Below are 24,268 nucleotides of genomic sequence, written 5' to 3' on the forward strand. Positions count from 1 at the left end.
GTGGTTTTTTGCTGGTTCTTATTTTCCGATGAACTGCTGAGTCCAGTAGTTGCCGTCTTTCACATATCCAACACCGATATGCGTGAAGTTAGGGTTCATAATGTTTTTTCTGTGACCTTCACTGTTCATCCAAGCTTTGACAACTTCCTGAGGCGTTTTTTGGCCTTTCGCGATGTTTTCTCCGGCAGTGCGGTATGTGATGCCGAATTTCTTCATCATGTCAAATGGAGAACCGTAAGTCGGGCTGTTGTGATCAAAGTAATTGTTATCTTTCATATCTTGAGATTTCGTGCGGGCAACCTTGCTCAGTTTTTCATCCAAAGTAAGAGGTTTTAGCCCTTGTTTCTTTCTTTCCGCATTCGTCAGCTCAACAACTTCTTTTTCATACGCGCTTACAGAAGAAGATGAAGGCGCTGTATTTTGCTTTTGCTGTGAAGTCTGCTCTTTTGAAGCCGCAGGCTTTGAAGCTTCCTGTTTTTGAGTCTGCGTGCTTTCAGGCTTTGAAGCTTTAGGCGCAGAAGACTTCGGTGCAGAAGCTTTAGGCTGTTGAGTGGCTTGTTTCTTATAAGAATGAAGCAGGGACTGAATTTTTTCCTGGTCAGCTTTAGAAAGCTGGTTCATGTTTTGGATATTCAGTTTGCCTTTGAGATCAGTTACATTTATGGAATGAACGGTTTTGACTTGTACTTGCTGCTGCTCTTTAGCGTCAGCGTGTTGAACGCCGCTGAATGTGAAGAGCGTTGCTGCAGCTGCTGCTGATAAAAGAAAAGCTTTTTTCATAAACAGTAATCCTCCTAAATGTTGTAGTTGTTGTTGTTTCGTACACTAGAATCATAACACGGCTTTTTTGAAATAATAGATCCATATATTCCCTTTGACAAGGTATTATTGTTAATTTTGACATAAAAAAAGAAAAACCCTTTGCTGCCAATATGCAACCAGATCGCTCTTTTACACGTCTTGTCATAAACGTGGTAAAATTTAAATGTGTTAGCTAAATTTTAATATAAAAAGAGATTGACAGCTTTTTTAAAAACTTTAGATTGTAACAACCATTACAAAAGTGTTACAATATATCTCAGTTAATTAATGTAAAAATTGAATATTGTGAGAGGAGAGAGAGTTTCAGTGACAGAATCTCAACATGATCCGGCTGAAATCAAAAAGAGCAGGCGTTCGCGTTTATGGCGGATCAACCTGTACTTCTTTGCGGTGTTCACTTTGTTCGCTGCGCTGATTGTCAAGCTGGGCCTCGTGCAAATCGTCAATGGAGAAGCGTATGAGCAGGAAGCTTCGAAAACCGAGGCGAAAATTGCGTCATACCCGGCGCCGCGGGGTAAAATGTATGACAGATACGGGCGGGTGGTTGTCGACAACCAAAGCGTTCCCGCGATCACATATACGATGATGACAAGCACAAAAACGGAGGAAAAAATCAGCACAGCCAAAAAACTCGCAGAATTGATCGATATCGATACTTCGTTTCTGAAAGAAAGAGATTTGAAAGATTACTGGCTTGCCAGACATCCGAAAAAAGCTGCTGCACTTCTGAAAGACGGCGAGAAAACCCTCAAGTCTGATCAAACATACAAGCTGCAGGTGGACCGCGTTCCGGCGGAAGAGATCAAAGCGCTGGAAAAGGACAAAGACGAGCTTAAAATCGCCGCGATTTTCAGAAGGTTTTCAGGCGGCTATGCGTATGAGCCGCAGATCGTCAAAGCGATGAGCCCGAAAACCGAGGGGAAAAACGATGCGCAGCTCCTTGATGAGAAGGCTTCAAAACAGATGCCGGCCAACGATTTAACGTATGAGGAAGTCTCACGCGTTTCCGAGCATCTTGAAGAGCTTCCCGGCGTTGACGTCATCATGGACTGGACCAGGAAATATCCTTATGAAAAAACGCTCTACTCCATTTTCGGAGGCGTCACAACGCCTGAGCAAGGGCTTATCAAGGACCGGGAAGACTTCTACCTGACAAGGGGATATGCCCGGAATGACAGAGTGGGAAAAAGCTATCTCGAGTATCAATATGAAGAATATTTAAATCCGAAAAAAGCGAAAGTGCAATATACAGAAAACCGCTCAGGCAAGGTCATCAGCCAGGAAACGGTTGATGAAGGAAGACGCGGCTACGATCTGCAGCTGACATTCGACATGGAGCTCCAAAAGAAAGTCGAAGAAGCTATCGAAGAGGAGCTTAATAAATTCCGCGGCTCAAACTACATGCTGGACAGAGCGTTCGTCGTCATGATGGATCCGAATAACGGAGACATCCTGTCCATGGCCGGAAAGCGAATCATCGACGGCAAAATCACCGACTATTCAATCGGCGCGTTTACGACCCAGTATGAAATGGGATCAGCCGTCAAAGGCGCGACCGTGCTGGCCGGCTATCAGGACGGCATGCCACATGGGCAGAGATATTTAGATCATGAGCTGAGCTTCGCGGGGCCTGTTAAAAAAGGCTCCTACAGAGGAAACACCATCGGCTGGGCTGATGAGGTTAGAGCGTTGGAAAAAAGTTCAAACGTTTATATGTTTTATGTGGCAATGAGAATGGCAGGGATCACGTATAAACCTGGCGGCTCCCTTCCGGCAAACCTCGAAGACTTAAATAAAATGAGGTATTATTTCAATCAATTTGGCCTTGGGGTAAAAACAGGCATCGACTTGCCGCAAGAGTCGGCCGGGATGCAGACAAACCCAAAAATAGTCGGGGGTCTTCTTCTTGATGAAGCGATCGGCCAGTTTGACACGTATACGCCTTTGCAGCTCGCCCAATATGTTTCAACGATTGCCAACGGCGGATACAGGTTACAGCCGAGAGTCGTGAAAAGCATTCACCAGCCTGAAAGTGAAAAACTCGGTTCAGTCGTTGAAGAGCGCTCTGCCAACGTTTTGAATCGTATCAACAATTCCCAAAGCGACATCGCTATCGTCAAGCAAGGATTTAAAAGAGTAACCCAGACGGGAACTGCAGCCGGCGCATTCGGTTCGCTTGACGTATCAGGCAAAACCGGAACGGCACAGACGCACTACTACGGCACAAACCGAAACTGGTGGGGGAGAGGTACTTATAATATCACCTTTGCCGGCTATTATCCGTCAGAAAATCCGCAGGTCGCCTTCAGCGTTGTCGTCCCGTCTGTTGACGACAAAACGAAGATGAACAAAAACATCGCCGCCAAAATCGTCAAAGCCTATGTCGATCTGCAAAAAAAATACAGCAAGGATTAGACAAAAAAGAACACGGATTTTTTCCGGGTTCTTTTTTTGTTATCAAAATTTGACGAATGCTAGAAGTTTTGAAGGAGATTTCTCGTATTTTAGCGAATCCTTTTAAGCAAAATAGTTTTAATGAATGCTGGTCATGAATAGGGTATAAAGGAGGGATATGATGGAACAAAAAACAAAACGTTTTGAGCAATATAAGCCCCATATGAATTTACAGGCAGTCCTGTCAGCTAACGGCCGTTTTATATACATATCTGCAAATTGCAAAGAACTCTTAAGCTACCAGCAGAATGAACTGATCGGTACGTATTTGAAGGACTATTTACACGAAGACGATCTTTTTCTGGTAGAAAGCTATTTTTACAATGAGCATCATTTGCTGCCTTGCACCTTCAGATTTGTGAAAAAAGACTACACGATGATCTGGATCGAAGCATCGATCGATTTCGTGACGACCCATGTTGGAGAAAAAGAACGCGAGATTGTACTCAAAATGAAAGTGTTTGAAGACCGTCCCTCTAAGAAAAGCAGCTCCATAAAAGAGGAAGACACACCGGAAGAAGCTGCCAGGCTGCCGGCAAAAGAGGAATTCGAAGCCATGGTGGAAGGCTTGCCAAACCCTCTGTGCATCAGCGTTCAAGGGGAAATAGTCTACGTCAATGACGCCATGGTCAACCTGCTCGGAGCCGAGCACAAACGGCAAATTATCGGAAAGTATTCCTACGATTTTATCGAGAAAGAGTACCATGACATCGTCAAAAACCGTATCAAGCGGATGCAGCAGGGACTTGATGTCGGAATGATCGAGCAAACTTGGCATAAGCTCGACGGCACGCAGATTCACCTCGAAGTCAAGGCGGCGCCGACCATTTATCAAAACCAGAAAGCGGAGCTGCTCCTGCTCATTGACATTTCATCGAGGAAGAAATTCCAGACCATTTTGCAAAAAAGCAGGGAGCGCTATCAGCTCTTGATTCAAAACTCAATCGATACGATAGCCGTTATTCATAAAGGTAGATGGGTCTTTATGAATGAATCAGGCATTCGTCTGTTTGAAGCAAAAACGTATGAGGATTTAATCGGCAAAGATATTTATGAACATCTGCACCCGTGCGACCACGAAGATGTCAAAGCGAGGCTGAAACGGATTACAGACCGAAAATCCGAATCTGAAATCATAAAGCAGACGTGGTATACATTTGAAAAAAGGCTCATCTATACAGAAATGGTTTGCATCCCTACGACATTTTTCGGGGAAACGGCCGTTCAGGTGATTTTAAGGGATATTTCTGAACGCAAGCAGACCGAAGAGCTGATGGTCCGTTCGGAAAAACTGTCGATCGCCGGACAGCTTGCAGCAGGGATCGCCCACGAAATCCGCAATCCGCTCACCGCGATTAAAGGGTTTTTACAGCTGATGAAGCCCACGATGGAAGAAAATGAACATTATTTTAATATTATCTTTTCCGAATTAAGCAGAATCGAACTGATCTTGAGCGAGCTTCTCATGCTGGCAAAGCCGCAGCAAAACGCATTGAAAGAAAAGCTAGATCTGATCAGGCTGATCCGCGAAGTGACGGCCCTTTTAGAAACGCAGGCCAACTTAAACGGCATTTTGATCAATACGATCCTCCCGGACAATATCTATATTAAAGGGGATCAAAATCAATTAAAGCAAGTGTTTATCAACCTGATCAAAAACGCCGTCGAATCCATGCCGAACGGCGGTACGGTCCATTTGACCGTCAGAGAAACCGAAGATTCGGTCATCGTCGAGGTGGAGGACGAAGGAGAAGGAATACCTGAACATGTCATGAAGCGAATCGGCGAGCCGTTTTTGACGACGAAGGAAAAAGGAACAGGCCTCGGTTTGATGGTCACCTTCAATATCATCGAAAATCACAACGGAACAATCGAAGTCGACAGCAAAGCAGAAAAAGGCACGACATTTAAGATTTCATTTCCAAAATAAAAAACAACGGCGTAAAAGCCGTTGTTTACGTAGTCTGTATCGACTGCCTCTTATTGAAAACAAAGGACTCCAGCCGGTCAAGACCTTCCCTTAGCGTATCAGGAGAATATGCGTAAGAGATCCTCACATAGCCTTCCCCGTATTCAGAAAACGAGCTGCCCGGCACGATCGCAAGCCCCTCTTCCTCAAGAAGCGACATGCAGAAATCAAAGGAAGACATTCCAAACGATTTGATGGACGGGAAAATGTAGAATGCTCCCGACGGTTTAATCACATCGAGGCCCATTGTCACAAGTCTGTCGTACACGTAGTCAAGCCGTTTTTTATATTGCTCGCGCATGATCAGCGCATCATCAAACCCGTTGGTGACGGCTTCCAGAGCTGCTTTTTGAGAGATCGATGAAGCGCATGATACGTTGTATTGATGGACTTTTAAAATATGTTTGGCGATTTCCTTCGGCGCGAACAAAAATCCGATTCTCCAGCCTGTCATGCTGTGGGATTTGGAAAGTCCGCCGATGACGATCGTCTGGTCCCTTAACACAGACGCGATGGAGTGGTGCGGTCTGTCAAAAGTGAGTTCGCTGTATATTTCATCCGAAAGCACAAAGACGTTTCGACCTTTTAAAAGGGAGGCGATGTCCTTCAGCTCTTCTTCAGACAGCGTCATTCCCGTCGGATTTGACGGATAAGGAAGAACAACACATTTTGTCTTCGGCGTCAGCGCTTCCTCGATCAATTTTGCTGTCAGCTTAAAGCCGTGAGACGTGGTGTCAATGATCAATGGAGACGCTCCGCACATTTTGATGATCGGCTCGTATCCGGGGTATACCGGCCCCGGAAGAATGACTTCATCGCCAGGTGATAAAATCGTGCGGAATGCCGAATCGATGGCCTGGCTGGCTCCGGTCGTCACAATGATCTCGCTTTCCGCTTCATAATTTAAATCGGCTTTTTTCTTCATATAAAGCTGTACAGCCTGCCTCAGTTCGGGATATCCGGCGTTGTGAGTGTAAGATGTTTGATTCTCATCTATCGCTTTTTTGGCGGCCTGTTTGACATGGTGGGGGGTGAAGAAATCAGGCTGGCCGATTGTTAAAGAGATTACGTTTTCGTACTGGGATACAAGGTTTGAGAACTTGCGGATCCCTGAGATTTCGATTTCTTTTACATTTGGATTAAGCAAATGTTCCATTTAGCATCACCTTAAAAATGTTATGGTTTATCTTATTTTACCATCATCAGACCAATTGTCATCTTTTAATCAATCAATTTTATAAAAACTCGTAACAAGTATATGCAAAACAATGCAAGGTATGCGGACATGCGGATGGCAGCAGATAGAAAAATAAGACAATCAAACGATTGTCTTACGTTATATTTCGTTTAGTAGCCGTAATCGAAGTCAACATCTTCTTTCCACGAAATATATATTTGTTCTTCACTGTCTGAAGCATCCTTGAGCATTTCTGTGTAAACGGCACGGCTGACCCCTTCTAAAATGGTCATTTCATGATTTTTAATCGTTACAATTGTTCCCATCATAAACACCTTTCCTGAAAAATCCTTGACCATTGTAACACGATAAATGTCAAAGTCAATGAAAAACTTGTGAGCCGTACATTAATTTAACTTTAAAAAAACGTGATACGTATTGATAATATTCAGCGAATCTTAGTAGTATATAGAAGTCAAGATGTTAGGAGGAAAAGCACATTGGAATTGGAATTAGACAAACACGAAACTGCTCCTGAAAGGAGCGAGTATGCCGGAATCGGCGCGCGTTTTGTAGCTTCCCTGCTCGACGGATTGATTCTCGGGATTCCCGCATATATTTTCACGTACGTTTTAACAGCGGCGTTGATGTTGGGAAATTCGGATATCATGCTCATGATGGAGACTGATCCCGAGTATTTGAGCGATCAGGAAATCTTTACGTTTATCATCAGCATGTTCAAAACCATAGCGATCGTTGGAAGTATTACTTTTATTGTTTATTTTCTTTATTACACGCTGATGGAATCATCCAAATGGCAAGGGACGCTCGGCAAGAAAATCATGAACGTTCAGGTGGCGAAAGCAGAAGGCGGAAGAATCTCTTTCGGCCGTGCGGCCGGAAGGTTTCTGGCCAAAAGCTTTCTTTCTCCGATTTTGTTGGTCGGCTACATTATGGCCTTTTTCACAGAAAGGCGCCAGGCGCTTCATGATATGTTGGCAGGAACCATTGTCGTAAAAAAATAACGGGTAAAAGACAGCACGCTTTCAGCATGAATGCGTGCTGTCTTGTTCAGGAAAATGTTTCACGGCAGGAATAAAAATAAGGAGGCATCAATCCAGATGGATACTCAGCCGGAACGTGAACAAGCTGTAAAGCGGGCGCAAAGAACGGGAATCAAGCTCTTTTTGACGTTGCCGATTCTATCTTGGGCGTTATACGATTTTGCAAACACGATTTTTTCATCAAACATTGTGACGATCTTTTTTCCTTTTTATTTGCAGGAGGCAGTCGGCGAAAACGCCAGCATGAATCAGGTGGCAAGCACTTTTATCTCCTATTCGAACGCAGCCGCAAGCTTCCTGCTCGTCATTTTCACGCCTTTATTCGGGGTGTTGATTGACCGGACGGGCAGAAAGAAAAAATACATCGGTCTGTTTACGATGATTTGTGTTTTGTGCACCATCTTAATGGGGGTTTTTGCGGGCGCTTCGTTTCAGAAGGACATATACGGGCTTCCGTTATCTTTGATCCTTGTTGTTGTCATGTTTGTGACCGCAAAGTTTTTCTATCATTCAAGCTTGGTGTTTTATGATACGATTTTGGCTGATTTGGGTACAAAAGAAGAAATTCCTCTCTTATCAGGATTCGGGATTGCGATCGGATATATCGGTACTTTGGCCGGCTTAACGGTTTACCTTCTGGTCGGGAACCAGGATTTTCACCGTGCTTTCATCCCGTCGGCTCTCTTGTTTTTACTTTTTTCACTTCCGTATTTGCTCTTCACGAAAGAGAAAAGAAAACCGGAACCGAAAGAAAAAAAATCGTTTTTCAGCGGATACAGGGAAATCGTGCAGACGTTCAAGGACATTCGCCTGTACAAACCGGTCTTCTTGTTCATGATCGCCTACTTTTTCCTGAATGATGCGCTTGCTACAGCAATAGCCATGATGGCGGTTTATTCAAAAACGGTCATCGGTTTTACGACCGGTCAATTTGTATTACTTTACCTTGTTTCAACGGTCTCAAGCATCATCGGTTCATTTTTGCTCGGCTTTGTAACAAAAAAGATCGGCGCTAAACACGCAGTCAGTCTTGTCGCCGCCATTATGATCACCGCTTTGACGATTGGAGCATGCACGACGTCAACAGTCTTGTTTTGGATTGCGGGAAGCCTTTTCGGTATCTCGCTTGGAGGCACATGGGTCGCATCAAGGACACTGATTATCGAACTGACGCCCGAGCATAAAAGAGGCGAATTTTTCGGATTGTTTGCTTTGTCGGGGAAAATCTCTTCCATTTTCGGTCCGGTCCTGTACGGATCGATTACTTTGCTGTTCAGGGATTTAGGGAACATGGCCAGCAGAATGGCTTTCGGATCTTTAGTGTTATTGGCAGCGATCGGCCTGATCATTCATCAAAATGTTAAGGCAAAAGCTTAACCCAGAGCATCAACTTTTAACAAAAGACGCCGATATAAAAAGTAAACACAAAGTAGGATAGAGAGGGATATCAGTGTCTTCAAACCAACAGGAAATTTTATTAAGTTCGGGAACCAATGAATTAGAAATCGTGAAGTTCGAAGTTGGTCTCAACATTTTCGGCATAAATGTCATGAAAGTCAGAGAAATCATTCAGCCGGTTGACATTACGAAAGTGCCTCATTCGCACAAGCATATGGAGGGCATGATCACATTGCGCGGGGAAATTCTTCCCGTCATTGATTTATTCTCTTTCTTCGGCGTCGAACACGGTGAGGACGAGCATCAAGAAAAATACATTGTGACGGAATTCAACAAGCGGAAAATCGTCTTTCACACTGGATCGGTTTCGCAGATTCACCGGGTGTCGTGGGAAGAAATCGAGAAGCCGACCGCTTTAAATCAAGGAATGGACCGTCACCTTACCGGCATCATTAAGCTCGACGGCACAATGATTTTCCTGCCTGATTACGAAAAAATCATTTTTGATCTTGAGTCTGAGTCAGGTACGGACCCTTATCAAATGAAAGATGAAAAATTTGATCAGAGACGGACTGACAAAAAGCTGATGATTGTCGAAGACTCTCCGCTCCTCTTGCGGCTTTTGGTGGAAAAGCTGAATGAAGCAGGGTATAACAACATCGTGTCTTTTGAAAACGGAAAAGAGGCTTACGAACATGTGCTTCAATTGATGGAAGACGGCACAGCCCTTCACGAAAAAGTCGATCTCATGATCACGGATATTGAAATGCCGCAGATGGATGGACACCGGCTCACAAAGCTGTTAAAAGATAACCCGCTGAGTTCGGAGCTGCCGATCTTGATTTTCTCTTCTTTGATTACAGACGATCTTCGCCATAAAGGGGAACAAGTCGGAGCTGACGAACAAATCAGCAAGCCAGAGCTCAACGAACTGATCGAAAAGCTTGATAAATATATTTTCAAGAACTAAAAAAAGCCTCTTTTTGAGGCTTTTTTTATTAAAAATAGCTTTCGCCAAGCTTCTTGAAGACGGGCTTTGAGGCAGGGCGCTTCCGGTTTGTGACGAGCGGTTTTTCCTTAATTCCCGTGTAGTTTTGAAGAAGCTGTTTCGCTATATTCAAGGACATATGAGCTTTAGGGTTCCGATACGAATGATTTAATGTACCTAAGTGTGGAAGGCTTGCGAAGTCTTCTTTTGTTGGAGGCATGTGAAAAAAGTAGTCTCCGAGAGAAATCAGCACATCTGACTGCTGCTGGCTGAATCTTGGATTTTTCGAAAAGTGAAGGCCTACCTTTTTACCCTTTCCTTCATTAAGCAGCTTTTGCAAAGCTTTCTTTTTCAGAAGATACAGGTATTTGGGATTAGTCGCGGTTTTTGCATGGCGATTAACTGTATAAATCGCTTTTGAAAGGTTTTCAACTGTCGGTTTTAATTCTTTCGTATGATTATGGTCGTCCATTTTTTCTCTCCTATCCATTCGTTTCTAGATCACCTCCTAAAGTTGCAAGGCTTATGTCTAAATTATACGAAATAGAACAGAAAATGCAAATATCTCATAGAAAAAACGCGCGATTTTTTAAGGAATCGCGCGTTTTCATCTTTATAAAACAGAGTTCATTTTCGCTTTTGTATTTTTTTGTCTCTTCAGCGCCGCTTGAACGTCGATTTCCGCGTTCTCGGCGCTTAATTTAGGCAGGACGATAAAATAGTACATCGCCGCCAGCAGAATAATTCCCGCCAAACCGTAATATATATAATCCACATCGGCGATGATTCCCGGGAATAGAACAGCGATCACGCCAAGCGCTGAGGATTGCGCCATCATTGTCAGCGGATCGGTCCATCCGCTGACTCTTCCCATCAGCCTTGGGTGGACGATTTTGGGAATCCAGCCGCCAAGCGCTGTGTTGATCGGTCCGATGCATATCCCGGCAAGAAACGCAGCCGAGTAATATACGGGCAATTGATCTGTAAAGCCAAGCAGAATGATAAAGGCACCCGCAATAAAAATCGGGACTGACATCATGTATGCCGGCTTCACTTTTTTTTCAAGCAGAGCGGCGACGGCAATCCCTGTCAAAAGTCCGATACCTAGTACGATTGTAAAGAGGGATGTGTGCCACTCATAACTGTCAGGGGACAGCTCATACTTCATTTTAAACATCGGCAGAACCGAAAGTCCCCCGCTGACAAGTCCGAAGATAAAATATCCGAATACGAGAGAGGCAAGCAATTTATTTTTTAATATATAAACGATGCCTTCCTTAAAATCGTGCATCGAATCTTTGACGGTCATGTTTTTCCAGCCTTTTTGCCCGTTCGGCTGCCGCGCTTCAAGCGGAATATCGCAGGAACGGATTAAAAAGCCGGATACGATAAAGCTCACTAAATCAAGAGCGATAGCACCATGCAGGCCGATCGTCTTGTACATAAAAGCTCCAATTCCTACGCCGAACAATAGAAACAGGCTGAAAAGCATCTGGTTCAGTCCGGCTGCCTTTGCATACTGATCCTTTCTTAAAATGGCCTGGACCAAACTTGCTTCGGCCGGGTAGAAAAATTTTGTAACCGCGCTTCTGATAAATAGAACTAAAAACACAAGCGGTATGATCTGAAGATACAGTACAAAGAAAAGAACGACAGTCAATCCCGCTCTGATCCAATCACAGTTTTCCGCGACTTTCTTGCGGTCAAAACGGTCAGCGACCACCCCGACGATAAAGAATACAAAAACCGTCGGCAAGGAATACATCAGCTCGGCGATTGTCGTGTAGGCCGGCTGGCTGCTGAACCGGTCGAGCAAGAAAAAAGCGAAAGCCATGTTTCCGACTGTCGTTCCCATTTGAGAAGCGAAAGCTGCGAAAAAAAGTCGGACGAAATTACGATTTTTAAAAAGATCCATATATACGCTCCTTACCCTAAAGGTCCCATTATATCTTAATACAAGATGTTGTATTGTTCAAATTGCATTTGTCTGGAAATGTACTGGTCTAAGGTGTAATGGACACTCGGGTTCCGTTGGGTACGATTGAAGCAAGTTCCAGAACATCCTGATTGTGCATGCGGATACATCCCCTTGAAACAGCTTTGCCAATTGACGCCGGGTTATTCGTGCCATGGATGCCGTAGTGCTGTTTTGAGAGGCTCAGCCAGTAGGCGCCGAACGGGCCGCCCGGATTTGGCTGCCGGTTGACAATGACAAATTCGCCTCTCGGCGTCTGTGTGAGGATTTTTCCGACGGCAATCGGATATGTTTTTACAAGTCTGTTTTGCTCATATAATCTGAGCGTTCTCCCGCTGAGAGACACGACAATCCGGTAAGGGATTGTGTCCGGGTTTCTAATGCCGGGAATGATAATCGATTGGCCTGCGGACACTTGGCCGCCGTTTAAGCCCGGATTCGCCTGCAGCAATGACTGCCGGGTCATTCTGAAATCGGCGGCAATGCTTTCCAGAGTTTCTCCAGGTTTTACTTGGTACATCAGCAATAATCTGCACATCTCCTTTTCAAAACGAAAAGAGAGCCTTTTCCGCTGCTAATATATAGACGGAAAGAGGCTAGGGAAGTTTCGTTTTTTTAATGAGGATTGGATAAAATGAGCGGGAATGCTTTTACTTAATGTATGCAGATGCCTTTCATTTTGAGCCAAAAGGCCGGTTAAGGATTAAGTGGATTCAAGCTGAAACACGGTGATTTCAGGCTTTGATAAAAAGCGGAGCGGCAGCCTGGTCGTGCCGATTCCTCGATTGACATAGATTTTCATTCCAGCTGTTTCATACATCCCTTCCGTATAAATTTCTCCGTACGGAGGCGTGATTAAAGGACCAAATACGGGAATCTGAATTTGTCCGCCGTGGGTGTGTCCGGATATTTGCAAATTGACGGGGTATTGTTTTGCCGTTAAAGCAGCGTCTGGCTCATGGACGAGCAAAATCGAGAAGGCTTTTTTACTCAGTTTTGACAGGATGCCTTCATAGTCGGGGCTGCCGAGCATCAAATCATCGAGTGACGCGATCTCTATTACGCTTCCGTCTATCAATTCAAGCTTCATGAAGTCGTTTCGCAGCACCTGAAAACCGGCTGATGCCATGAGCGTCTGATAGACTTTTGTTCCATAGCCGCCGTGATCATGGTTTCCGAATATGGCAAGCTTTCCATAGGGGGCTGAAAGCTTTTTTAAGGCGTTGACAGCATGCTCGTGTTCCCGGTAGCGATGCGGTTTATCTATTAAATCCCCGCTGAATACGATAAGGTCCGGGGAAAGGGCGTTCACTTGGCTGACAACATTTGAAAGCTCGTCTGCTGTAAAGTATTCGCTTAAGTGGGTGTCGCTGAACTGAACGATCCGAAACTGGTCAAACCCTTTAGGAATGAGACGATGCCGAATGGGAATCAAGTTTGTTTCAAGCATGTGCGGCTCGAGATAGCGCGCATAGCCCAAGCCGCCGGCAGCGGTAAAGAGCCCTGCTGCAGCAAGGCCTAAGAAGCCTTTTAAAAATTGTCTTCTGGACGGATTTTTCATAAGCAACCAACCTTTAATAGAATCTCTACATTATATCATCCAGAAAAGCCATTTTAGGACAGTCCGCGTGTTTTGTTAATTTTTTTTAACTTATATGATAAACTATGAATGAATACTCATTCATAACAAGGGGGATGGATATGGACAGAAAAGTTGTAATCGTGACCGGCGGGTCGAGCGGAATGGGAAAAGCGATCGCCAAAAAGCAAGCCGAAGAAGGCTGGAATGTGATGATTACAGGCAGAACGCAAGAAACGCTTGAAGCGGCCAAAGAAGAAATTGAAACATTTGCGGGGCAGGTGGCTATATGCCGGATGGATGTCAGGTCTGTTGAAGATGTGGAACAGATGATCACAGAGACGGCAGGACGCTTTGGTACGATCGACGCTTTGGTTAACAATGCCGCAGGGAACTTTATCTGCCCTGCTGAAAAACTGTCGGTCAACGGCTGGAAGGCGGTCATCGATATCGTGCTGAACGGCACATTTTATTGCAGCCAGGCAGCCGGCCGCTATTGGATCAAGGAAAAAAAACGCGGCCAGATTTTAAATATGGTCGCGACATATGCATGGGGCGCGGGTGCCGGTGTCGTTCATTCCGCGGCGGCAAAAGCAGGTGTCCTGTCGCTGACGAGGACGCTTGCAGTCGAGTGGGGAAGTGCATACGGGATCAGGTGCAATGCCATCGCGCCCGGTCCGATCGAGAGGACGGGCGGTGCCGAAAAATTGTTTGAATCGGAAGAAGCCGCGCACGCGACAATCAAAAGCGTTCCGCTCAACAGGCTGGGAACCCCTGAAGAAATCGCGGGACTCGCCGCATTTTTGCTTTCTGAACAGGCGGGATATGTCAACGGGGAGTGTGTGACGATGGACGGCGGCCAATGGCTGAATCCCCGTCCGTTTTAAGATTTCAAATTCAAAGGTGCGGGCCAGTATGGTATAATCAGACAAAGATTAGAAGCAGGTGATATGCCATGTTGGATCCACTCGATATTTTAACGAACATTGAAGATGTTATTCCATACTATCAGCCGATCTTCAGTGCTGAAGAACAAAAGGTGATCGGCTATGAAGTGCTGGGGCGTATCAAGGTAGAATCTGAAGTGAAGAGTCTCGGGCCGTTTTTTTCTGATCCGACAATTCCTGAAGAATACAAGAAAGAGGTTGATCTCAAGGTGATTCGCCAGGCGCTTGATCATTTTTTGGAGAGCGGGCGCGACCTGCTCATCTTCGTCAATCAAGATGCAAATATGCTGATGATGGATCACGGTGAATCGTTCCTCGACCTGTTGATGGAATATCAGGATAAAGGGCTCGAGCTCAACCGTTTCGTTATCGAAATCACGGAGCAAAAGTTTGAAGGGGATATTGAACAGCTGCATCATTTGCTGACCTATTACCGTACATACGGAATTAAAGTCGCTGTTGATAATATCGGAAAGGAAAGCAGCAACCTCGACAGAATCGCTCTTCTTTCCCCTGATCTGTTAAAGATCGACCTTCAGCCGCTCAAGCTGTCTTCTCCTTCGCCATCCTATGAATATGTGCTTTACAGCATATCACTCCTTGCCAGAAAAATCGGCGCCGCATTGCTTTACGAGGATATTGAGGCGAGCTTTCAGCTGCAATACGCATGGAGAAACGGAGGCCGGTATTTTCAGGGGCAGTATCTTGAAGTGCCGAAGGATGAATTTATCGAACGGAATGTATTAAAGGACCGGCTGCATGCCGAGTTTCACCAATTTATCACACATGAGAAGAAGAAGCTAACCATTTTGTACGACCACTCTGAGCAGTTTTACAAACGGATTCATCAGCTTGTCACATCGCTAAAGAAAACAGCTCAGTCAGACGATGAGTTTCTCTTCAATCTCGGAAAAGAACTGACCGATTGCAGCTTTAGAATTTACATGTGCGATGAAGACGGGATTCAGCTGACGAAAAACGTGTTTAAACATGACGGAGCATGGATATTTCAGCCTGAGTACATCGGCAAAAACTGGAGCTGGCGCCCTTATTTTCTCGAGAATATCATGAGGATGAGAACGATGAGAAAAGGGTTTTTCAGCGATTTGTACAGCGATATCGAAACGGGGGAAATGATCAGAACATTTTCCTATCCGATGGATGAAGAATTGTATCTGTTCATTGACCTGTCCTACTCATATTTATACGAACAAGACGGATTAATTTAAGCGGCGGCCTTTCGCCGCTTTTTCTTTTCGAAAAAATGAATCCCGAGAGGTTTGTTTTGCGTATATAAAGGAAAATGTGAATATATATGCTAAAAAAGGGGCGGATCATATGAAGAACGTTTGGTCATCCTTACTGTGCGGACTATTGACTGCGGCTTTTGTATTCCTCTGTGCGGATTTTGCCGAAGCCGGAGAAAAACCGACAAGAGCGTCGTTATTTGAGACCCTTCAATCCGTATCCGACGTCCATTTTCAGCTGACCGAAAAGGAAAGAACGAAAAAAGACATGATATCCCTCTTGGAACCTTATATGGAACACGCCATGGCAGCGAAGTACGTGGAGGCGAACGCCTTTCCCGAACAAGCGGGGTGGATTTTTTACGGGACAGACGCGCCTGAAGTGGCAATCCCTTTCTTCAGCTATGATGAAAACACAAAAGTGGCGGTGAAAGACGGAAGCTATATCGTATACGAATGTGTTGGAGATCAAGACCGCGGTCCTGTTTCATATCAAAAAAATTATCAGACGGTGACGCTAAAGAATATCGGCGGCAGCTTCAAAGTAACGGCTATCGGCCAATCTGATACAAAACCGGCTGGAGAAGACATGATGGCCGAACAACCGGACGAGAAAGAAACAAACTCGAATTTTGCGGATAACAAGGAAGAAGATCACGCTGTATTCCCGCTGTTTGTCATCGATGTTAACTGGACATTGGCCGAACTATTCAGCTAGAAAAAGAATTTTTAAAAAATTCATTGACAATGATACTGATAATCATTATCATTTAATTATAGAGAGATGAACCTCTCTGTTCCCCAACCCCTCTATCAGATCAAGGTTTTAAAAAACTTGGCGCTGCCCCCGCCAAGTTTTTTATTTGCGTGGAATTCCGCATTGCAAATGGCTGCGGGATTTTTGGGCTTTAGGTGTGGGACAGGAATAAGACAATCCTGTTGCCCCATAAATCTAAATTGGTGGTTAAAATAGGCTCCTCTGCAGTCAAAAAAATATTTTTCATGTATGACATGAAAAAAGAAAACTCAAACTATGAAAAGCGGTTTTTCTTTTTCATGATCAGAAACGAAAAATGTCATCGGCTGATACTTTGTGGTATGATGCGTGTAGAACTTGTATTATAATTAATACTTGTTGATCCTGAAGTTGTTTTTTTGAAAGGAGTCTTTTTTAGAATGTCACAATTAATGGGTATCATCACGAGACTGCAGAGCCTGCAGGAGACTGCGGAGGCTGCCGGAGAACCGACGCAGCGCAATTTTGAAGTAAACGGAGAAAAAATTTGCAGCGTAAAATATTTTGAAAAAAACCAAACATTTGAGCTGACAGTTTATCAAAAAGGCGATAAGCCTACCACATTTCCGTTTGACAACATCGATATGATTTCAATCGAAATCTTTGAACTGCTTCAGCAATAGGAGGATATGGCATGAAAGCTTTTCCAAGCGTTATTTGTCCGAATTGCAAAACAACCGAGCATATGGATCAAGTGCTGACAGCCCAGTCCAATCAGAATGTAATTTACAGATGTGACAGCTGCGGGTTCAGCTTGAAAAATATACCGACCAAAAAAGGATAGCAGACAGACGAATCGTTCCATCTTCGGTGCAGATCAAAAATGAAAAGGGGCATTCCAATGGCTGATTCTTTTCTTTTTTATAATCTTTCTGAAGATCAAATGACATTTCCTGAAGTGATCGGGAGACTGAAGGCGTTCATACGCCAAGATCCGCGGGCAAGCTATCTGCTGTCCGTCGGAACAGACTCGCAAATCCATCAGAACTGCACAAAGTTTATCACGGCTATCCATTTGCACCGCAAGGGCAAAGGAGCGTGGGGCTGTCTGAAAAACACGGTTGTCAACAGACCGATACATAGCCTCAGGGAGAAAATATCGCTTGAAACAGCTTACAGCCAAGAGATTGCCGCATATCTTTTAAATGATTACTTTAATGAAATTATGGATCTGCTTCTTCCGTTTACAGACGAGGGAGCAGATTTAACCCTTGAAGTTCATTTGGATATCGGAAAAAAAGGAATGACAAAGGATTTAATCCAGGAAATGACGGGCCGGATCACCTCCATGGGAATCTGTGCCAAAATTAAACCTGACTCCTATACAGCTTCAAGCTATGCAAACCGGTACACAAAATAATTGTTTGAAAGAAAATCGAACAGATGTCGAAATGTGCGGTTGACGTTTGAATTGCAATTTCATATTCTAGCCCTATAGAAACTAGAGAGAACATATTGTTTCTGACTCTAGCTAAATCAATTAGGGGGCTGGTTAAGAATGGAACGCTTTTCAGAAGAAGAGAGAAAACTGTTGCTGAACGTACTTTTGGACCATGAGTATGCCGTAGAGCTACTAAGCAGTGAGATCAATGATATAGAAACGGGTACAAAAAATGTGGATAGCCTGACATATAAAAAACTGGTTACCTTATACGACCGTGTCCGGTCTGAAAATTAGGTCAGATTATATCAATTGATACTCATTAGAGTATCTTTTTTGTTTCCTAAAAGGATATGGAATGATAAACTGACCTTGGAAGAAAGGAAAGTTTTCGACAAATATTGATATCGTTTATATTATTGTAGTATAGGGAAAATATGCGTTGATGGATTAAAGCTGAAAAGGAGTCGAAAAATCATGATTAGTATGCAATCAGATGAACTTCTTGAAACGACAGTAGGTCAGTTTATGATCGATGCTGATAAAGTAGCCCATGTTCAAGTCGGAAATAATCTGGAACATGCCCTTCTCGTGTTGACGAAAACCGGATATACCGCGATCCCTGTACTTGATGCTTCTTTCCGTTTGCACGGATTAATCGGAACGAATATGATCATGGATAAAATCTTCGGCTTGGAACGAATCGAATTTGAGAAGCTTGACAAGATTCATGTTGAAGAAGTCATGCTGACAGACATCCCACGCTTGAAAATTGACGACCCGATCTTAAAAGGATTCGGACTGGTCATCAACAACGCGTTTGTATGTGTCGAAAATGAAGAGCAGGTTTTCGAAGGCATTTTTACAAGGCGTGTCGTGTTAAAACAGCTGAATAAGCATTTGAGAACGTTGAATAAATAGGCGCGGCAGCGGCCTATTTTTTATTTGCAGCGCTCCACCAAACCCTCCGCACATTCTCCGAAGCCTGACTTTCCGCTTGATTAAAAAACAGCCGTTTGATTAAATGTATGATAAGAAAAACTTATTGGAATGAGGAATGTCCATGCAGCTTCAAGAGCTCCACATGCTTGTCGTTCTGGCGGAAGAATTAAATATGCGGAAAGCGGCTGAACGCCTGTTTGTTTCCCAGCCGGCTTTGTCCCAACGCCTGCAGACCATTGAGAAATCATGGGGAACGAAAATTTTTTTGAGATCGCAAAAAGGGCTGACGGTTACGTCTGCCGGAGAAAAAATCATCCAGTTCGCAAAAGATGTGACATTGGAACAGGAAAAAGTGAGAGAGAATATCGATGAGTTGGAGGGCGAGATTCACGGTACGCTCAAATTGGCGGCCGCTTCGATCATTGGGCAGCATTGGCTTCCCAACGTTCTGAAAACCTATGTCAAACAATATCCAAACGTGAAAATTTCGCTCGTGACCGGATGGAGCAGCGAAATGCTGAAAAGCCTCTACGAAGACCATGTTCATGTCGGCATTATCAGAGGAAACCCGGAATGGAAAGGACCGAAGCATTACTTGATGCGGGACGAATTGTACCTTGTCGATACAGAGATCCGTAACATTGAGGACATTGCCAAAACGGAACGGCCGTTCATCCAGTTCAAAAGCGACAGCACGTACTATCAGGAAATTCAGCACTGGTGGCATCAAAAGTTTAAAACGTCGCCAAAGCAGACCATTATTGTCGACCAAATTGAAACATGCAAACAGATGGCTTTCCACGGAATCGGCTATGCGATCCTTCCATCTGTGACGCTTCACGGAAGCGGGAGCCATGTTCATCAAATCCCGCTGCTTGACGCTAAAGGAAAAGCAATCGGCAGAGATACGTGGCTGCTCGGTTATGAGCCGGCTTTCCAACTGAAGCAAGTACAGGCGTTTGTAGAGGTTGTGAAAGAATGTACGGCAACTGAATAAACATCAGAAAGGCAGGACTCAAAAAAGAGGGCTGCTTTTTTTGTGCGATTTATTGACATTGATAATCATTATCATTTAAAGTGTATCTATATAATAATGAAAATCATTATCAATTTCAGAGGTGATTCTGTTGTCTAAAGCATTAATTGCATATGCCAGCATGTCCGGCAACACGGAGGATATCGCGATGATCATCAAAGATACATTGAAGGAGAACGGTTTTGATGTCGCAATTCAGGAAATGGATGATGTCGATGCCGATTCATTGGCTGAATACGATCTTCTTTTAATCGGCACCTACACATGGGGAGACGGGGATCTTCCTTATGAAGCGGAATCGTTTTACGACGAGGTCTCTTCGCTTGACCTTAAAGGAAAGAAAGCGGCATGCTTCGGATCCGGCGACTATGCATACCCCCGCTTTTGCGAAGCGGTCAACACGTTTTACAGCATGCTAGAACGAACCGGCGCCGACCTTTATCGAGAGACCTTGAAAATAGAACTTGCCCCCGAAACGGATGAAGATGCCGAGTGCTGCAAGGAATTTGCCGAAGGTTTTATAAGATGGGCAGAACACGAAAAGCGGCAGGCTGAGACCCATGTTTCATAAAGGTGCGACGGCCGTCGCTTCGGCAAAGCATTCCGGTTACTTTGTCGCCATCAAGCGGGAAGGGATTTTTCACTACTCACTTGAGCAAGGCTGGACAAAGCTCTTTCAATTAAAAAGCAAAATATGTTCCATCACCTATATCGGCGATTATTTATTCGGCGCAGGGGAGAGGGGAACGATTATCAGATCGTCTGACCAAGGAGCAACCTGGTCAATCTCAAGCTTTCCGACAAACGCTACGATTTGGTCGATCACAGGGAGAACGGACGGCTTTGTTTGTGCCCATGGGAAGCATTGCATTTACATATCAGAGGATTTCGGCGTCTCATGGAAAATCGTCAAGCCGTTTTCCGGTTTGAGTCATCCGCCCGTTATCCGCTCTCTGTGCCTCCATGAGGAGCGCCTTTACATCGGAACGCAGATTCATGAAGTGCACGGTGGTGTTTGGGCATACGATTTGGCAGCAGAATCGGCTTTTTTGATCAAAAAAGAAACCGGCCGCATGACCGCCTCGATGATCGCATTTGAAGGCGAATGGCTGGTTTGTGCGATGGGATCCAAAAAAGGAAATCACGGTGCCGTCAATTTGGTCAACATCCACACGAATGATGAAATACAAATCAGGCAGGGCCTTGTTGAAAATGAAGAATCATTCCTGGATGTGTCCGAAGACAACGGAATCATCTATGTCACATCGGCTCAAGACCGAGACGGATTTTCAAGAATCTACCGGCTTGATTTCTTTGAAAGAGAGCTGAAATGGTTTGACACGATTAAAGGGCATGGATTCAGAGTCGCCAATCAAAAGGAGAACTTCTTTTGCGCGGGTCTTTATGAATGCAAATTTGTCAGGCCTTATGAACAGCCTGCTGCAGCCCACTGATTTTATAGCGTTTTATAGGAGGAATAACGATGGGGAAAGTTTTGCTGGTTTATGCAAGCATGTCTGGAAATACAGAAGCAATGGCCGATTTAATCGAGAAAGGCCTTCTTGAGGGCGGGGCCGAAGTTGACCGCCATGAAGCGATGGATGTAGATGCGGCGCTCTTTAACGATTATCAGTATATGATATTTGGCGCTTATACATGGGGCGACGGGGATCTCCCGGATGAGTTTTTGGATATTTACGATGATATGGAAGGGATGGATTTCACAGATAAGATGTTTGCCGTTTTCGGGTCCGGAGATACTTCTTACGAGCATTTTTGCGGTGCCGTCGACATACTTGAGGACAAAATCAAAGAGCTTGGCGGAGACACGGTGCTTCCGTCCGTCAAAATCGAAATGAATCCGGAAGATGAAGAAGAAGACATGCTGCTTCAATTCGGCAGGGATTTTGCAAAGAAATGTGAAGTGCCGGCATGACATTTGCTAAAAAAGGAAACGGGACGCCCCCTTTCCTTTTTTTCTTGTTTTTAAATCTTTCCTTTGATACAGTAATGAGGAGAAAAAGAGAAGGAGGACTTACATAATGAAAATGATGGATGCAAATGAGATTATCTCATTTATTCAAAATAGTAAGAAATCAACACCTGTTAAAGTGTATGTGAAAGGCGACCTTGAAGGAATTGACTTCGGCGCTTCAGCCAAGCCTTTTATTACAGGGCATACTGGGGTAGTATTCGGTGAATGGGCGGAGATTCAAGCTGCGCTCGAAGCAAACAAAGGTAAAATTGAAGACTATGTTGTCGAAAACGACCGCCGCAATTCGGCGATCCCAACGCTCGATTTGAAAAATATTAAAGCGCGAATTGAGCCGGGTGCGATCATCCGCGATCAAGTGGAAATCGGCGACAACGCCGTCATCATGATGGGAGCTTCCATCAACATCGGCTCTGTAATCGGCGAAGGAACGATGATCGATATGAATGTCGTGCTGGGCGGACGAGCTACCGTCGGCAAAAACTGCCACATTGGAGCGGGTTCCGTGCTTGCCGGTGTCATTGAGCCCCCTTCAGCAAAACCTGTCGTTATTGAAGACGATGTCGTCATCGGTGCAAACGCCGTCGTACTTGAAGGCGTGACTGTCGGAAAAGGAGCCGTCGTTGCTGCCGGCGCAATCGTTGTGGAAGATGTGGCACCTTACACAGTAGTTGCCGGAACGCCTGCGAAAAAAATCAAAGACATCGATGAAAAAACAAAAGGCAAAACAGAAATCAAACAGGAATTGCGTCAGCTTTAAGAAGCGGCGGCGAAAAGTGCGTGGATGTGACAATCCACGCATTTTCGTATCGCCGGGGAGGTTAGAAAGATGAAATTGGACGAATTAGCAGCGATTCGCAGAGATCTGCACCAAATTCCTGAACTCGGTTTTCAGGAATATAAGACACAGGCTTATCTTTTGAACCACTTACTAAAGCATCCGGAAGACCGGATTGAAATCGAAAAGTGGAGAACCGGACTGTTTGTAAAGGTTAAAGGGACAGCCCCTGAACAGATTTTGGCTTACAGGGCGGATATGGACGGGCTCTCGATTCGGGAAGATACCGGATATTCTTTTTCTTCCGTACATCAGAACAGGATGCATGCGTGCGGGCATGATTTCCATATGACGATTGCCCTCGGCATCATCGATCATTTCGTCCGCAACCCGGTTAAACAAGATCTGTTGTTTTTGTTCCAGCCTGCTGAAGAAGGGCCGGGCGGCGCTGAACCGATGCTTGAAAGCGATTTGTTTAAAAAGTGGGAGCCGAGCATGATCACAGCGCTGCACATCGCGCCTGAGCTCCCGGTCGGAACGATCGGAACGAAAAGCGGGCTGCTCTTTGCCAATACGTCAGAGCTTGTAATCGAACTTGAAGGAAAGGGCGGGCATGCCGCATATCCCCACCTTGCAGAAGATATGGTGGTCGCCGCCAGTTCGCTCGTTACGCAAATGCAGTCGATCGTAGCCAGGAATGTCGATCCGCTGGACAGTGCTGTCATTACCATAGGGACGATTACAGGCGGATCGGCACAAAACATTATCGCTCAGCAAGCAAGGCTTGAAGGGACGATCAGGACGCTGTCCCCAGCGTCAATGGAACAGGTGAAGAAAAGGATCGAGGCGATGGTGAGCGGCCTGGAAACGGCTTATCAATGCAACGGTAAAGTCAGCTATCCGGCAGCATATTATCAGGTCTATAATTCAAGCGGTTTAGTTGAAGACTTTATGCAGTTCGTTTCTGAAAGCGGCCTTGCAGAGGTCATCCGTTCAAAAGAAGCGATGACAGGAGAGGACTTCGGCTATATGCTGAAAAAGTATCCGGGCTTCATGTTTTGGCTCGGCGTCGATTCACCTTACGGACTCCACCATGCCAAACTGCAGCCGAAAGAGGAAGCGCTTGAGACGGCAGTCCGCGTTATGACGGCTTATTTCTCTTCCAAAGCCAATTAGAACAAGCGGCTGGTATAAAAAATCAGCAAACGTGGCATCTTAATTGGTGGAGGTGTTTCTTCATGTCGAAAAAAATCGGAATCGAACAATCTCTTTCTGATGTCGAGGCTGCTTTGAAGGAAAAAGGGTATGAGGTTGTAACGATGAAAACCGAAGACGATGCAAAAGGCTGCGACTGCTGTGTTGTCACTGGTCTGGACACTGACATGCTCGGGATTTCAGATACGATGACCGGAGCATCTGTCATTCAGGCGACTGGTTTAACTGCCGATGAAATCTGTCAGCAGGTTGAGCAAAAACTTCAGTAATAAACATAAAACCGAAGTTCCAGCTTCGGTTTTAACTTGTTTTTCCAAAAAACGGCTGTCGGTTGTTAAATGGTTGTTTCATCATCCGGAGGCATGTTACACTTTTTTTAAAGGCTTAAAAAAAGAACAACCGCTAATTTAAATTTATTATCAATTAATATTGACTAAAAATATGGTAAGTATTATAATGAATTATGTATGTGATGTTATTAACTAAATGAGAATTTAATATTTAAAT

Annotated in this window: 26 protein-coding genes and 1 pseudogene; 20 read left to right on the forward strand and 7 right to left on the reverse strand. The window is 44.7% G+C overall.

Translation table 11 applies throughout. The annotated features are described in order from the left end of the window. Positions 1-18: 18 nt before the first annotated feature. Complete coding sequence (locus M1D59_RS07750; protein WP_050820756.1) at positions 19-780, reverse strand: CAP domain-containing protein; 762 nt, start codon at positions 778-780, stop codon at positions 19-21. A 348-nt stretch (positions 781-1,128) separates the two neighbouring features. On the opposite strand from M1D59_RS07750, the gene M1D59_RS07755 reads away from it, so the two are divergent. Further along, positions 1,129-3,237, forward strand: coding sequence for a peptidoglycan D,D-transpeptidase FtsI family protein (locus M1D59_RS07755; protein ID WP_458117924.1), 2,109 nt, complete (start codon positions 1,129-1,131; stop codon positions 3,235-3,237). Between the two features lie 160 nt (positions 3,238-3,397). Next, on the forward strand, positions 3,398-5,206 hold the full coding sequence (locus tag M1D59_RS07760; protein ID WP_026579795.1) for a PAS domain-containing protein: 1,809 nt from the start codon (positions 3,398-3,400) through the stop codon (positions 5,204-5,206). A 14-nt stretch (positions 5,207-5,220) separates the two neighbouring features. On the opposite strand, the pseudogene M1D59_RS07765 reads toward M1D59_RS07760, so the two are convergent. Beyond that, positions 5,221-6,401, reverse strand: a pseudogene (locus M1D59_RS07765) (aminotransferase A); the annotation flags it as partial. 191 nt (positions 6,402-6,592) lie between these two features. Then, a complete protein-coding gene (locus M1D59_RS07770) occupies positions 6,593-6,751 on the reverse strand; it encodes a hypothetical protein (protein ID WP_165583461.1) in 159 nt (52 codons plus the stop codon). A gap of 171 nt (positions 6,752-6,922) precedes the next feature. Between M1D59_RS07770 and M1D59_RS07775 the strand changes: the two genes are divergently transcribed. The 3 genes from M1D59_RS07775 to M1D59_RS07785 all read left to right on the forward strand — a co-directional run bounded on the left by M1D59_RS07775 (position 6,923) and on the right by M1D59_RS07785 (position 9,854). Next, a complete protein-coding gene (locus M1D59_RS07775) occupies positions 6,923-7,447 on the forward strand; it encodes an RDD family protein (RefSeq protein WP_020451188.1) in 525 nt (174 codons plus the stop codon). A 96-nt stretch (positions 7,448-7,543) separates the two neighbouring features. Continuing rightward, on the forward strand, positions 7,544-8,863 hold the full coding sequence (locus tag M1D59_RS07780; protein WP_020451189.1) for an MFS transporter: 1,320 nt from the start codon (positions 7,544-7,546) through the stop codon (positions 8,861-8,863). A 73-nt stretch (positions 8,864-8,936) separates the two neighbouring features. Beyond that, entirely contained in the window at positions 8,937-9,854 is a 918-nt protein-coding gene (locus M1D59_RS07785) for a chemotaxis protein (RefSeq protein WP_020451190.1), read from the forward strand. Positions 9,855-9,882: 28 nt separating this feature from the next. On the opposite strand, the gene M1D59_RS07790 is transcribed toward M1D59_RS07785, so the two are convergent. The 4 genes from M1D59_RS07790 to M1D59_RS07805 all read right to left on the reverse strand — a co-directional run bounded on the left by M1D59_RS07790 (position 9,883) and on the right by M1D59_RS07805 (position 13,408). Further along, entirely contained in the window at positions 9,883-10,344 is a 462-nt protein-coding gene (locus M1D59_RS07790; RefSeq protein WP_020451191.1) for a YkyB family protein, read from the reverse strand. 141 nt (positions 10,345-10,485) lie between these two features. Next, on the reverse strand, positions 10,486-11,787 hold the full coding sequence (locus M1D59_RS07795; RefSeq protein WP_096748073.1) for an MFS transporter: 1,302 nt from the start codon (positions 11,785-11,787) through the stop codon (positions 10,486-10,488). 88 nt (positions 11,788-11,875) lie between these two features. After that, positions 11,876-12,373, reverse strand: a complete 498-nt coding sequence (locus tag M1D59_RS07800) for a L,D-transpeptidase family protein (RefSeq protein ID WP_224066986.1) — start codon at positions 12,371-12,373, stop codon at positions 11,876-11,878. A gap of 177 nt (positions 12,374-12,550) precedes the next feature. Then, complete coding sequence (locus M1D59_RS07805; protein WP_023857290.1) at positions 12,551-13,408, reverse strand: metallophosphoesterase; 858 nt, start codon at positions 13,406-13,408, stop codon at positions 12,551-12,553. Positions 13,409-13,548: 140 nt separating this feature from the next. Here M1D59_RS07805 and fadH point away from each other — a divergent pair, with 140 nt between their 5' ends. The 15 genes from fadH (at position 13,549) to M1D59_RS07880 (ending at position 24,030) form a co-directional block, all read left to right on the forward strand. Next, complete coding sequence (gene fadH, locus M1D59_RS07810) at positions 13,549-14,313, forward strand: 2,4-dienoyl-CoA reductase (protein WP_075753081.1); 765 nt, start codon at positions 13,549-13,551, stop codon at positions 14,311-14,313. 68 nt (positions 14,314-14,381) lie between these two features. Beyond that, complete coding sequence (locus tag M1D59_RS07815) at positions 14,382-15,602, forward strand: EAL domain-containing protein (RefSeq protein WP_458117925.1); 1,221 nt, start codon at positions 14,382-14,384, stop codon at positions 15,600-15,602. 109 nt (positions 15,603-15,711) lie between these two features. After that, on the forward strand, positions 15,712-16,338 hold the full coding sequence (locus M1D59_RS07820; protein ID WP_205802237.1) for a DUF3993 domain-containing protein: 627 nt from the start codon (positions 15,712-15,714) through the stop codon (positions 16,336-16,338). Positions 16,339-16,796: 458 nt separating this feature from the next. Then, positions 16,797-17,039: a YkuJ family protein gene (locus tag M1D59_RS07825; protein ID WP_003181299.1), complete on the forward strand. Its 243-nt coding sequence runs from the start codon at positions 16,797-16,799 to the stop codon at positions 17,037-17,039. Positions 17,040-17,050: 11 nt separating this feature from the next. Beyond that, complete coding sequence (locus tag M1D59_RS07830; protein WP_020451198.1) at positions 17,051-17,200, forward strand: hypothetical protein; 150 nt, start codon at positions 17,051-17,053, stop codon at positions 17,198-17,200. A gap of 57 nt (positions 17,201-17,257) precedes the next feature. Further along, positions 17,258-17,776, forward strand: a complete 519-nt coding sequence (locus tag M1D59_RS07835) for a ribonuclease H-like YkuK family protein (protein WP_020451199.1) — start codon at positions 17,258-17,260, stop codon at positions 17,774-17,776. A 138-nt stretch (positions 17,777-17,914) separates the two neighbouring features. Continuing rightward, complete coding sequence (abbA, locus tag M1D59_RS07840) at positions 17,915-18,094, forward strand: antirepressor AbbA (protein WP_003181305.1); 180 nt, start codon at positions 17,915-17,917, stop codon at positions 18,092-18,094. A 180-nt stretch (positions 18,095-18,274) separates the two neighbouring features. Beyond that, the gene (cbpB, locus tag M1D59_RS07845) at positions 18,275-18,718 is read left to right on the forward strand and encodes a cyclic-di-AMP-binding protein CbpB (RefSeq protein ID WP_020451200.1); all 444 of its coding nucleotides are present in this window, start codon (positions 18,275-18,277) and stop codon (positions 18,716-18,718) included. A 142-nt stretch (positions 18,719-18,860) separates the two neighbouring features. Continuing rightward, complete coding sequence (locus M1D59_RS07850) at positions 18,861-19,736, forward strand: LysR family transcriptional regulator (protein WP_023857289.1); 876 nt, start codon at positions 18,861-18,863, stop codon at positions 19,734-19,736. Positions 19,737-19,866: 130 nt separating this feature from the next. Then, positions 19,867-20,346: a flavodoxin gene (locus M1D59_RS07855; protein WP_020451202.1), complete on the forward strand. Its 480-nt coding sequence runs from the start codon at positions 19,867-19,869 to the stop codon at positions 20,344-20,346. Beyond that, positions 20,336-21,229, forward strand: a complete 894-nt coding sequence (locus tag M1D59_RS07860) for a WD40/YVTN/BNR-like repeat-containing protein (RefSeq protein ID WP_212110497.1) — start codon at positions 20,336-20,338, stop codon at positions 21,227-21,229. Before M1D59_RS07855 ends, M1D59_RS07860 begins: the two co-directional genes overlap by 11 nt. A 29-nt stretch (positions 21,230-21,258) precedes the next feature. Then, the gene (locus M1D59_RS07865) at positions 21,259-21,711 is read left to right on the forward strand and encodes a flavodoxin (protein WP_020451204.1); all 453 of its coding nucleotides are present in this window, start codon (positions 21,259-21,261) and stop codon (positions 21,709-21,711) included. A gap of 106 nt (positions 21,712-21,817) precedes the next feature. Continuing rightward, positions 21,818-22,528 carry a 2,3,4,5-tetrahydropyridine-2,6-dicarboxylate N-acetyltransferase gene (dapD, locus tag M1D59_RS07870; RefSeq protein ID WP_065644039.1) on the forward strand — a complete coding sequence of 237 codons (711 nt, stop codon included), beginning with the start codon at positions 21,818-21,820 and terminating at the stop codon, positions 22,526-22,528. Between the two features lie 69 nt (positions 22,529-22,597). Further along, on the forward strand, positions 22,598-23,722 hold the full coding sequence (locus tag M1D59_RS07875) for an N-acetyldiaminopimelate deacetylase (RefSeq protein WP_065644040.1): 1,125 nt from the start codon (positions 22,598-22,600) through the stop codon (positions 23,720-23,722). A gap of 62 nt (positions 23,723-23,784) precedes the next feature. Continuing rightward, positions 23,785-24,030 (forward strand): YkuS family protein, encoded by a 246-nt coding sequence (locus M1D59_RS07880; RefSeq protein WP_003181323.1) that lies wholly within the window; start codon positions 23,785-23,787, stop codon positions 24,028-24,030. Positions 24,031-24,268: the final 238 nt, after the last annotated feature.

The sequence above is a fragment of the Bacillus sp. PK6-026 genome, from assembly GCF_054161455.1.